Genomic DNA, 11,087 nt, shown 5'->3' with positions numbered 1-11,087 from the left:
CACTCCAATACGTCAGCGCGGGCATGTTCCCGGTCAACCTAGCAGGACAGCCGGTATCTGTGTGCGTTCAGGCCGCGAAATCATGATCGGTTTTCCTGTGGATCCGTGGCATGAGCGCGGCGACCAGCGGTCGGCCCGCCCCTTACGTATCCATTAGGCCCAGGTGGTGCCGAGTTTTCCCGTTCACTGTGCGGGCAGGTCGCAGTTCAGCGCGCCCAGTAATGTGCGCAGCTTGGCGGTGGTCTCGTCGAGTTCGGCCTCGGGGTCGGAGGCCGAGACAATGCCGCCGCCTGCGTGCGCGCGCACCATGTGGCCATCGGCGGAAAGTTCGGCGCAGCGGATCGCGACCACCCACACGCCATCCCCTTTCGCATCGCACCAACCGACGGCTCCGCCGTAGAAGCCGCGGTCTTCCTCGACGTGCGTGATGGCGTCCAGAGCGAGGCTGGTCGGCGTGCCGCAGACCGCGGGCGTCGGGTGCAGGAGCACCGCTAGATCCAGCGCGGTAGTCGTGGTGTCGCGGAGGCGGCCGGTGATCGGCGTCGCGAGGTGCCACACCTCAGGTGTGCTGATCAGCTCTGGGCTGTCCGGGATGGTCAGCTCGGCGCAGATTGGGCGGAGCCGTTGTCCGATCCACTCGATCACGAAGGCGTGCTCGGCTCGGTTCTTGGTACTGGTCAGAAGTTCCTGGGCTTGGGCGGTGTCGGTGTCGGGGTCGGGCAGTCGCGGCAGTGTGCCCGCAAGCGGGCGCAACGTCACTATGTCGCCCTGACGGGCGATCAGTACCTCCGGCGTGGCACCCACCAATGTCGCGCCCGCGCGTCCGGCTGGAGTCAGGTCCACAGCGAAGATATTCGCGTGCGGATGCTTGGTCAGTAAGTGCCCAGCGATGAGTTCGGGGTCGAGTTCGGCCTGCGCCTCGGCCAGTACCGAGCGTGCCGCGACCACCTTGCGCAGCGGTTGCGCCGGATCGTTGAGTTGTTCGACCAGTTCTCGTACCCGCGCCACATGTTCGGCCGGGTGCGGCAGTTCGGCGACCACCCGCACTGCGGGCAGATCGGGAAGTGCCGCTGGTCGCCACGGGCCCGCGGTGTGCTCAGTGCGCTTCGGCACGCTCAAGGCCGCAGGCCTGCGCGGATCGAAGGGCAGCGCACCCACGACGAACTCCGCGTGCCCCGTGCGCAGCGCCCCCAGCGCCTGTTGCACGTCATCGAAAACGATACGGCTCCCATACCCCCGAACAACCTCATCAGCCCGAGCAAGCAGGAACCAATCCATCCCCCCAACCTAGCCCCGGCTGGATCGGTGCCCGCACGACTGGCGCACTCGGTACGCCGGTCGCGCACGTGTCGAACGCGCCGTGCCGGTCAGGGATTCTTACCGGGTGGGACGAGCAGGACGGGACGATGGCAGTGCTTGAGGACAGCGTTGGCGACACTACTGTGCCACAGCGCACGGATACCGGTGATGCCCCTGGTGCCCGCGACGATGAGGTCGACGTCCAGCTCATCGGCGCAGTCGACAATGGCGTTCCAGATGGTTGTCGCGCATTCGGCGGTGCGCGCCTCAGCGTTCAGGCCGGCCAGTTCGGCCAGCAACACGCCTTCCGCGTTGGTAGTGCGGGCATCCAGGTAGGCGACATCCTCCAGCTCTTCGTCGGGCACCCACTCTGGTTGCATAACACCGGACAATCCGGATAGGCGGGCAGCCTGCCGCACCGAGGGCTCCCACGCGGTCAGCACGATAGTGCGCCCCGCGTCGAGGAACCGCCCGGCGTATGCGATAGCACGTTTGGCGTTCGCGGAGCCATCGTAAGCGATGAGCATCTGATCGCAGGGCACAATGACCTCCTGGGGAGGGACACGGTGGTGTTCCGAGACTACCCTCTGTTCGGGTAGCACCGTCGCCGGCTTTCGGGCATGTTGTGCCGAGTACGGTTGAGCCCTATGCGGAAGACGTCTCTGCTCGTCCTCACCGTCCTCGCCGCCATAACGACCGCCTGCTCGAGCGGAGGCGGCGCCGAACCGGCCTCGTCGCGCAGCGTCGCCTCGGAGGGGACGACCACCGCGGCCCCGGCCACTGCCTCGTCCCGGCCGGATTGCACCGCCGGATACCTGGCGCAGTTCACCACGAGAGAGAAGCTGGCCCAACTGCTGACGGTCGGAGTTACCGGCACAGCGGACGCCACCGCTGTGGTGCGCGATGAAAAAGTCGGCGGCATTTTCGTGGGCGGCTGGACCGATCAGGCGCTTCTCAGATCTGGTGCGATCAGGCAGGTCGAGCGGGTGGCCAAGGTGCCACTGATGGTGAGCATCGACGAGGAGGGTGGCCGCGTCTCCCGCGTGAGCGATCTGATCGGTCCGGCTCCTTCGGCGCGTGTGACGGCACGGACCATGAGCCCGCAGCAGTACTACGACGAGGTATTGGCCCGGGGGCGTGCGCTGCGAGACCTAGGGGTGACGGTGGACTTCGCCCCCGATGTCGATGTCAGCTCCCAGCCGGACAACACGGTTATCGGCGACCGCTCCTATTCCGATGACCCCGCTGTGGTCACTCGCTATGCGGATGCTTTTATCCGTGCGATGCGTGCTGCTGGGGTCGGCACGGTGCTGAAGCATTTTCCCGGACACGGCTCCGCCTCCGGCGATTCGCACGTCGGTGCGGTTCACACTCCGCCGCTGGCGCAGTTGCGGACTGTGGATCTGGTGCCGTTCCGCGAGTTGATCGGCTCGGGCGCGGGAGTGATGGTCGGTCATCTCGACGTACCAGGCTTGACCGCTCCCGGTGTCCCGGCCAGCATCAGTCCGGAGGCGATGGCGCTGCTGCGAAAAGGCAGCGGCTATGGGGCCGCGCCGTTCGATGGGCCGATCTTCACCGATGACTTGAGCGGGATGGCGGCGATCGCCGACCGGATGTCGATCGAGGACGCCGTCGAGGCCGCATTGGTCGCCGGGGCGGACAATGCCTTGTGGATTACCACCGACGCGGTGCCGCAAGTGCTCGATCGATTGGAGCAGGCGGTGTCGAGCGGACGACTACCGATGGCTCGGGTAGATGCCTCGGTACTGCGTATGGCTGCCTTCAAAGGCGCGCTGCCGCGTTGCTGACCGCTGTGTCCGGTCGCCTCGGGCGACTGGACGATGTCTCACCGCTGGAACTTACCTTGGAGTAATATATGAGGTTCACCTGTGGTAGGAGTGTAGATGGCGGGCGGAACAAAGCGGCTCCCGCGAGCGATTCGCGAGCAGCAGATGCTTGATGCCGCCGTGGAGGTCCTTTCGCGTAAAGGCTTTCACGATGCGTCGATGGACGCGATCGCCGCTGAGGCGAAGATATCGAAGCCGATGCTGTATCTGTATTACGGCTCCAAGGAGGAGCTGTTCCGGGCCTGCGTTCAGCGCGAGGAGATGCGGTTCATAGAATCCGTCACTCCTGCGGGTAATCCGTTACTGACGCCGCATGAGCAACTGCGCACCGCATTGGAGGGTTTTCTCGGTTTCGTCGACCGCAATCGCCGCTCCTGGCAGGTGCTCTACCGACAGGCCATCGGCCAGCAGATGTTCGCCTCGGAAATCGAGAACGCGCGCGAACGAGTCATCGAGCTGACTGCCAAATTGTTGGAATCCAATGCCAAACACGCTGAACCGGAGACGAACTTCGATCTTATCGCGGCTGCCGTGATCGGTGCCGGTGAGGCCATCGCCGATCGGTTGGCCAGTGGTCGCATCGAGGTCGGCCAGGCTGTCGACCTTCTCGATGACCTGGCTTGGCGCGGTTTGGCGGGCCGGAAGAAGTCCGAGTAGCCCCGCATCGTGCTGCCGCATCCGATCCACTGGGCCGGGATGCGGCAGCACGGCGGTTGTTCAGCGCAGGGTGGCAGTCAGGTGCGGGTATCCCTTCTTCGGGTGGCGCAATGCCAGATCCCAGCCGCCATCTGTCTGGTCGGCGTACACATTCACGGTGGAGGGCAGCAAAATCGGCTTCCCGAATTTGACCGCATATCTCGTCTGTCCGGGAATACGGCCCTCGATGGCACCGAGGATGGCTGCCGCCGACCACATTCCGTGTGCGATCGATTTCGGGAAACCGAATGCCTTGGCGCCCAATGCCGAGGTATGGATCGGGTTGTGATCACCGGACGCGGCCGCGTACCGGGTGATCATCTTCTGCTCCACCCGGAGTGTGCGCAGTGGCGGCGGCGGGACCTCGTCCGGTTTCGGTTTCGGTTTCGGTCCGCCGGACAGCGAAGTGCGCTGCTGGTGCAGGAATGTGGTGACTTGGTGCCATACCAGTTCCCGCCCCACCCGCACATCGCTGATCACATCGACGAGCAGACCCTTGGGATGTTCGCGCAGATTCTCGACGCGGGTGTGGATATCCAGTGGCTCGCTCACCGAGATGTCCCGGGTGCGCTCGATCAAGTTCTGCGCATGCACCGCGCCCACCGCGCCGAACGGGAAATCCCGAGCCACCACCAGCTGCATGGCCAGCGGGAAGGTGAGGACGAATGGGTAGGTCAGTGGCAGTGCGTCGCCGAACCGCAGGCCGGTCGCCCTGCAGTATGCGGCCAGGTGATCCGGGTTCACACGCAACCCATCGAGTTGAACAGCTCGATCCGGCAGCGTCGGCTTGCGGGCCGACAGCAGCGGCACCGCTCCGAGCGCGGCCTTGGCGAACAAGCGACTGTTCTTCGGTGGTTCGTCGAGGGCGATCACCTGTGCTTTCTCCCCTCGCTGCGCCATGCCGACCATCATGCTCCGATCAGGCTCTGCCCGCAGACCCGGACGACATTGCCGGTTACCGCGTTCGAGGCAGGGCTGGCGAAATAGGCGATGGTCTCGGCGACGTCGACGGTCTGACCTCCCTGCGACAGCGAACTCATCAGCCGACCCGCTTCTCTGGTGCCCAGCGGGATGGCCGCGGTCATCGCGGTCTCGATGAAACCGGGTGCGACAGCATTGATGGTGATGTTCTTCTCCGCCAGCTTCGGCGCCTCGGCCCCCACCATGCCGATGACTCCGGCTTTGGATGCGCCGTAATTGGTCTGGCCACGGTTGCCCGCGATGCCCGCGATCGAGGACACATCGATCACGCGGCCACCCTCTTTCAGCGCGCCCCTGGCCACCAGACCTTCGGTAATACGATGCGGCGCCGCGAGATTCACGTTGATGACTGCGTTCCAGCGGCCCTCGTCCATATTCGCCAGCAGCTTGTCGCGGGTGATCCCGGCGTTGTGCACGATGATGTCGATGCCGTCGAAGCGTTCGGTGGCGAACTCGGCCAGCTTCTCGGCGGCATCAGGGGCGGTCACGTCGAGCGCGAGCGCGGTGCCGCCGACTCTGTTAGCAGTCTGCGACAGTGCCTCGCCCGCGGCGGGGATATCGGCCACGATCACCTGAGCGCCGTCGCGGGCGAACACCTCGGCGATAGTCGCCCCGATACCGCGCGCCGCGCCGGTGACCACGGCGACCTTGCCCGTCAGCGGGCGGTCCCAGTCGGCTGGAGCGGTCGCGTCGTCCTTACCGACCCGGATGACCTGCCCGTCGACGAACGCCGACTTGGCCGAGAGCAGAAAGCGCAGGGTCGACTCACATCCTGTTGTGGTGGCCGATGCCTCGGGGTGCAGGTACACCAACTGTGCGGTCGCGCCGCGGCGCAGCTCTTTGGCTACCGAGCGGGTGAAGCCTTCCATGGCGCGCTGGGCGATCTGCTCGTCCACGCTTGTGGCCAATTCCGGTGTGGTACCGATGACCACGACGCGACCGGATGGGGCGAGACTGCGCATGGCGGGCTGGAAGAACTCGAACAGCTGTGAGAGGTCTTCGATCGTGCCGATGCCGGTGGCGTCGAATACCAAGGCGCCGTACTTGGTTGCGCCGTTGAGTGCGTCGGCGAAAGTGTAATCCGCCAACAGGGTGCGGATCGGCTCGGCGACACGTCCCTTGCCGCCGAGCAATATCGGACCGGGCAGCGGTGGCTCGCCCTTGACGTAACGGCGCAGAGTCTCCGGCTGCGGCAGGCCGAGCTTGCCGGCGAGAAACGCGCCGGGAGCGGAGTTCACGAATGATCCATACAGGCTGGGAGCACCCTTGTTCTTGCTGGCGGCCACTATTCCTACCTTTTCTGAGCTCTGTCTCGGGTCTGGGGGTCGCCCCGACGTGGTCTGCTCGCGCACTTTTGCGGGGTATGTATCGACTTTAAACTTACTCCAGAGTAAGTTTAAAGTAAACAACTGCGACGGGGCGCCGATCTGCGCGGATTCCTCCGCGCTCGACCGGCCGCCGGGCAGCCATCTACGAGACCTTGGAGACTCGAGTGACCAGCAAAGCCCGTTCGGCGAAGAGCGCCGCCAAGCCCGCCAAGACCGCTCGTCAGGTCGCGATCGTCGGTGGTAACCGGATCCCATTCGCTCGCTCGGACAAGGCGTACGCACGCGCCTCCAACCAGGACATGTTCACTGCCGCGCTGGACGGGCTGGTCAGCCGTTTCGGCTTGCAAGGCGAGCGGCTCGGCATGGTTGTCGGCGGCGCTGTACTGAAGCGGGTCGGCGAGCACGGCATGATCAGGGAAAGCGTGCTCGGCAGCACGCTCAGCCCCTACACCCCCGCGCATGATCTGCAGCTGGCCTGCGGTACCGGTCTGCAGGCCATCGTCACCGTCGGCGACGCGATCGCCGCTGGGCGCATCGAGGCAGGCATCGGAGGCGGCACCGACACTACGTCCGATGCTCCGATCGGGGTCAGCGAGGATATGCGCGAGTGGATGCTCCAAGCCAATCGCGCCAAGACCAATACCGACCGGCTCAAGCTGGTCGGGCAGCTGCGCCCGAGCATGCTCGGCATCGAGATCCCACGCAATGCTGAGCCGCGCACCGGGCTGTCCATGGGGGAGCACGCCGCCAGCACCGCCAAGGAATTCGGGATCGCACGCGAGGCGCAAGACGAACTGGCTTACCTGTCGCACATCAATATGGCCGCGGCATACGCTCGCGGCTTCTTCGATGATCTGATCACGCCGTTCCTGGGACTGACCCGCGACGACAACCTACGTCCGAACTCTTCGGTCGAGAAGCTGGCCACCTTGAAGCCGGTCTTCGGGGTGAAGGCGGGTGGAGCGACCATGACGGCCGGCAACTCCACCCCGCTGACCGATGGCGCCTCCGCGGTGCTGTTGTCCAGCGAGGAGTGGGCGACCGAGCGCAAGTTGCCGGTGCTGGCTCGCTTGGTCGACAGCGAGGTCGCCGCGGTCGACTACATCCATGGCCCGGACGGCCTGCTGATGGCCCCGACCTACGCGGTGCCGCGTATGCTCGCCCGAAACGGCCTGACCTTGCAGGATTTCGACTACTACGAGATCCATGAGGCGTTCGCCTCCGTGGTGTTGGCCACGCTGCAGGCGTGGGAGTCGGATCAGTACTGCAAGGAGCGCCTCGGCCTGGATGGTGCGTTGGGCTCGATCGACCGGAGCAAGCTCAATGTCAACGGCTCTTCGCTCGCTGCGGGCCATCCGTTCGCCGCTACCGGTGGCCGTATCGTCGCTTCCGCGGCGAAGGCACTGGCGGAGAAGGGCTCCGGTCGCACGCTGATCTCCATCTGCGCTGCGGGTGGTCAGGGCGTGGTAGCGATCTTGGAGCGCTGATCCGGGGTAGTTCGGGACCAGCGTACGCACGGCCCCAGGTCGCCGGACCAGGGGCCGTGTCATGTCGGCGCGGTCTACGTGCCAGGAAGCTCGTCGTGCCCACCGAATGCCTTGCGCATGGCCGAGAGCATCTTGTCCGCGTATTCGGACTCATCACGCGAGGAGAAACGAGCGAATAAAGCGGCCGAAAGCACCGGAGCGGGCACCCCCTCGTCGATCGCCGCGTCGAGGGTCCAGCGGCCCTCACCGGAATCGGATACTCGGCCGCTGAACGAATCCAGGCTCGGATCGGAGAACAGCGCACCGGCGGTGAGGTCGAGTAACCACGAGGCGACCACTGATCCGCGTCGCCATACTTCGGCGATCTCGGGCACATCGAAGTCGTATCGGTAGTATTCGGGATTGTCCAGCGGGGTCTCCTCGGCCGAGTGCGCATCGGCCTTCGCCGCCCCTATATCGGCTTTGTACAGGATGTTCAAGCCTTCGGCATAGGCCGCCATGGCGCCATACTCGATACCGTTGTGCACCATCTTCACGAAGTGGCCGGCGCCGGCGGGTCCGCAGTGCAGGTAGCCCTGTTCTGCGGTGGACGGCTCACCGGTGCGGCCCGATGTGCGCGGCGCCGCGTGGATGCCGGGGGCGATCGATTTCAGCAGCGGATCAATGTGCGCGATCGGCTCGTGCTCTCCGCCGATCATCAGGCAGTATCCGCGCTCCAAGCCCCAGACTCCGCCTGAAGTGCCGATATCCATGTAGTGAATGCCTTTGAGCCGCAACCATTCGGCTCGCTTGATGTCTTCATGGTACCGGCTGTTGCCGCCGTCGATGATGATGTCGCCTGGTTCGAGCATTTCGGCGACTTCTTCGATGACCGTGCCCGTGGCTCCGGCCGGGATCATCACCCAGACTACGCGGGGTTTCTCCAGCGCAGCCACAAAAGTCAGGTAATCCGCCGCGCCCCGGAAGCTGTCACCCAGCTCCTCAGTGAGCTGTGTGACCTGCTCTTTACGAAGCGAGTAACCGACAGCGGTGTGCCCGTCCTCGATGATGCGGCGCACGATATTGCCGCCCATCCGGCCCAGGCCGATCATTCCCAGCTGCATACCATCCATCTCCCTCGTTTGTCCGAGTTCTTGTGGCGGGAGCCGGTGTCGATTGTCCTCGCATTGTCTGTTCTCGTATTGCCCGGAAAGGTATCTACGCCCGACTCGTAACGCACTAAGCGCGACAGCGATACATGGGTCAGCTCCGCGCAGGTGCTAGACCCCGACCCCGCACCCGCGCGGGGCCTTGTGGTTTCACGCATCGCATCGCATCCGACTTGTTGTGTGACGTATGCGCTGCCCCGGCGCGAGTGAGTAGTCGCCACTATGGTTGGCGGAGGAATCCGTACCGGCGAGACCACACTGCAACCGAACGGAGAGGGAGGTTCGTGACGAGCGAGTCCACTACTGGACATCAGGGACGAGGCCGTTCGCAGGGCGGTGAGGTCGGGCAGTCGAACACCGAGGCGCCCGAGTCGCAGACCGAGCCGCTTCCGTGGCGTGGAGGGGATCAGCAGGCTCGCAGGCTGCCCTATGCCACGACCGTCGCACCGACCGATCGGCGAGCCGTGGATTCGTCGCCGACCGTCCCGCTGGCCATGCAACGTCCCGGTTCCACACCGGACAACGAGGTGCCCGCTGCGCGGGCGGTTACCGCGCCAGGACCGTCCGGGCGCTGGACTGCCGCGCGTGCTGGGCGGTCGGCGCGGTCGGGGAAGCCATCGCATCCAGCACCGCCGGCCAAGCGGATCGGCATCGCGTTCGGTGTGGCGGTCTCTCTCGCCGGTTTGGCCTATCTCGCCGATCTGTTGCTGACCGCCGGTCAGGTGCCGCGCGGCACCGTGGTCGCTGGTATCGACATCGGTGGTATGCACACCGCCGCCGCCGATGCCAGGCTGCGCGCCGAACTCGACCCGAGGGCCACCACGCCGTTGGCGGTCACGATAGGGGATGAACAGAGCACTATCGTGCCCAGCGCCGCGGGCCTCGCGGTGGACTGGCCCGCCACCTGGTCGCGCATCGGCGGTCGACCGCTCAATCCGATCACCCGGCTCACCTCGCTGTTCCGCACGCACGGTGTGCCGGTGGCGAGCACGGTCGACGAGGCGGCTTTAGCGCGTGAGTTCACCGCGCTCCAGGTGCACGACCGGCCGTCGGTAGCGGGAACCATTGTCTTCCGAGATGCCGAACCTGTTGCAGTGCAGCCAATTCCGGGACGCATCCTGGATGTGCCCGCAGCACGCGCTCTGTTGTTGGACAACTGGGCTTTCGGTCGTCCGCTCGAGCTGCCGGAAACCGCCGCACCGATGATCGTGCGGCCGGAGGCAGTGGATCAGGCGATGCGTACCATCGCCGAGCCCGCGGTGCGCGCGCCGATCGGCTTCGCGGGCAAAGATACCGCCGCCACCCTCGAACCGGCGCAGATCGCGGATGTGCTCTCGTTCGAGCCGGATGGGCGAGGCGGCCTCGTACCGGTCTTCGATCAGAAGATCACGACCGGATTGTTGGCTCCACAGCTGGCCGGCTCCGAGGTGGAACCGAAAGACGCGACCTTCGAACTATCCAGCGGCACCGCACGATTGGTGCCTGCGCGGGTCGGAGAAAAGATCAACTGGCCGAAGACGCTCGAACAGCTGCCAGCGTTGATCATCGCGTCGGGGGAACGCATCGGACAAGCCGTCTACGAGAAGGTAGAGCCAGAGTTCACCACCGAAGCGGCGAAGGCACTCAATATCACCGAGGTGATGGGCAAGTTCACCACCAGCGGTTTCAGCGGTCCTTCCGGAATCAATATCCGCACCATCGCCGAAAAGGTGAACGGCGCCATTGTCGAACCGGGTGAAACCTTCTCGCTCAACGACTTCACCGGACCGCGTGGCATCGCGGAAGGCTATGTAGAGTCCGGCATCATCGATCACGGCCGCCCGAGTACCGCGGTCGGCGGCGGCATCAGCCAGTTCGCCACCACGCTCTACAACGCCGCGTACTTCGCAGGCCTGGAGGACGCGGGGCATACCGAGCACAGCTACTACATCTCGCGATACCCGGCTGCTCGCGAGGCTACGGTGTTCGATGGCGTCATCGACCTGAAGTTCCGCAACAACACCCCGAACGGCGTCTATATCGAGGCCTTCGCCACCGCGACCAATGTCACTGTGCGCCTATGGGGTGTGAAAACGGTCGACGTCCAATCCATCACCGGCGAGCGTACCAAGCCGACCGAGCCCACTACCGTGGAGCTTCCGAAGGGCCACGATTGCATCGCCACCGAGGGTGCCTCCGGCTTCACCGTCTCCGATACCAGGATTATCACCGACCGTCGCACCGGTCAGGAGATCTCCCGCGCCACCCGCACCGTCAAGTACGACCCGATCCCGATCGTCAAATGTGAGTGAGCGTAGCGAG

9 protein-coding genes are annotated in these 11,087 nt (G+C 65.1%); 4 read left to right on the top strand and 5 right to left on the bottom strand.

Going from position 1 to position 11,087, the window contains the following annotated elements:
- Positions 1 to 183: 183 nt before the first annotated feature.
- Positions 184 to 1,278 carry an isochorismate synthase gene (locus tag ACX4ZE_RS20060; RefSeq protein ID WP_480275009.1) on the bottom strand — a complete coding sequence of 365 codons (1,095 nt, stop codon included), beginning with the start codon at positions 1,276 to 1,278 and terminating at the stop codon, positions 184 to 186.
- 89 nt (positions 1,279 to 1,367) lie between these two features.
- A complete protein-coding gene (locus ACX4ZE_RS20055; protein WP_480275008.1) occupies positions 1,368 to 1,841 on the bottom strand; it encodes a universal stress protein in 474 nt (157 codons plus the stop codon).
- A 105-nt stretch (positions 1,842 to 1,946) separates the two neighbouring features.
- Between ACX4ZE_RS20055 and ACX4ZE_RS20050 the strand changes: the two genes are divergently transcribed.
- Both ACX4ZE_RS20050 and ACX4ZE_RS20045 read left to right on the top strand, forming a co-directional pair.
- Positions 1,947 to 3,107: a glycoside hydrolase family 3 N-terminal domain-containing protein gene (locus ACX4ZE_RS20050; protein ID WP_480275007.1), complete on the top strand. Its 1,161-nt coding sequence runs from the start codon at positions 1,947 to 1,949 to the stop codon at positions 3,105 to 3,107.
- 96 nt (positions 3,108 to 3,203) lie between these two features.
- Positions 3,204 to 3,803: a TetR/AcrR family transcriptional regulator gene (locus ACX4ZE_RS20045; RefSeq protein ID WP_480275006.1), complete on the top strand. Its 600-nt coding sequence runs from the start codon at positions 3,204 to 3,206 to the stop codon at positions 3,801 to 3,803.
- A 60-nt stretch (positions 3,804 to 3,863) separates the two neighbouring features.
- Here ACX4ZE_RS20045 and ACX4ZE_RS20040 read toward each other — a convergent pair whose 3' ends face one another.
- Positions 3,864 to 4,742 (bottom strand): MaoC family dehydratase, encoded by an 879-nt coding sequence (locus tag ACX4ZE_RS20040; RefSeq protein WP_480275005.1) that lies wholly within the window; start codon positions 4,740 to 4,742, stop codon positions 3,864 to 3,866.
- 8 nt (positions 4,743 to 4,750) lie between these two features.
- The gene (locus ACX4ZE_RS20035; protein WP_480275004.1) at positions 4,751 to 6,109 is read right to left on the bottom strand and encodes a 3-oxoacyl-ACP reductase; all 1,359 of its coding nucleotides are present in this window, start codon (positions 6,107 to 6,109) and stop codon (positions 4,751 to 4,753) included.
- Positions 6,110 to 6,315: 206 nt separating this feature from the next.
- Between ACX4ZE_RS20035 and ACX4ZE_RS20030 the strand changes: the two genes are divergently transcribed.
- Complete coding sequence (locus tag ACX4ZE_RS20030; protein ID WP_480275003.1) at positions 6,316 to 7,638, top strand: acetyl-CoA C-acetyltransferase; 1,323 nt, start codon at positions 6,316 to 6,318, stop codon at positions 7,636 to 7,638.
- A gap of 74 nt (positions 7,639 to 7,712) precedes the next feature.
- On the opposite strand, the gene gnd is transcribed toward ACX4ZE_RS20030, so the two are convergent.
- Positions 7,713 to 8,741, bottom strand: a complete 1,029-nt coding sequence (gene gnd, locus ACX4ZE_RS20025) for a phosphogluconate dehydrogenase (NAD(+)-dependent, decarboxylating) (RefSeq protein ID WP_480275002.1) — start codon at positions 8,739 to 8,741, stop codon at positions 7,713 to 7,715.
- Between the two features lie 329 nt (positions 8,742 to 9,070).
- Between gnd and ACX4ZE_RS20020 the strand changes: the two genes are divergently transcribed.
- Positions 9,071 to 11,077 carry a VanW family protein gene (locus tag ACX4ZE_RS20020; protein ID WP_480275001.1) on the top strand — a complete coding sequence of 669 codons (2,007 nt, stop codon included), beginning with the start codon at positions 9,071 to 9,073 and terminating at the stop codon, positions 11,075 to 11,077.
- Positions 11,078 to 11,087: the final 10 nt, after the last annotated feature.

Source organism: Nocardia sp. TBRC8007 (assembly GCF_056629435.1).
Note: the sequence above shows the minus strand (reverse complement) of the source record. Positions and strands in the feature narration are given on the sequence as shown.

Excerpts from the sequence above, each read along its gene's own strand:
- ACX4ZE_RS20060 (WP_480275009.1), bottom strand. The coding sequence starts at position 1,278 with ATGGATTGGTTCCTGCTTGCTCGGGCTGATGAGGTTGTTCGGGGGTAT.
- ACX4ZE_RS20050 (WP_480275007.1), top strand. The coding sequence starts at position 1,947 with ATGCGGAAGACGTCTCTGCTCGTCCTCACCGTCCTCGCCGCCATAACG.
- ACX4ZE_RS20045 (WP_480275006.1), top strand. The coding sequence starts at position 3,204 with ATGGCGGGCGGAACAAAGCGGCTCCCGCGAGCGATTCGCGAGCAGCAG.
- ACX4ZE_RS20040 (WP_480275005.1), bottom strand. The coding sequence starts at position 4,742 with ATGGCGCAGCGAGGGGAGAAAGCACAGGTGATCGCCCTCGACGAACCA.
- gnd (WP_480275002.1), bottom strand. The coding sequence starts at position 8,741 with ATGCAGCTGGGAATGATCGGCCTGGGCCGGATGGGCGGCAATATCGTG.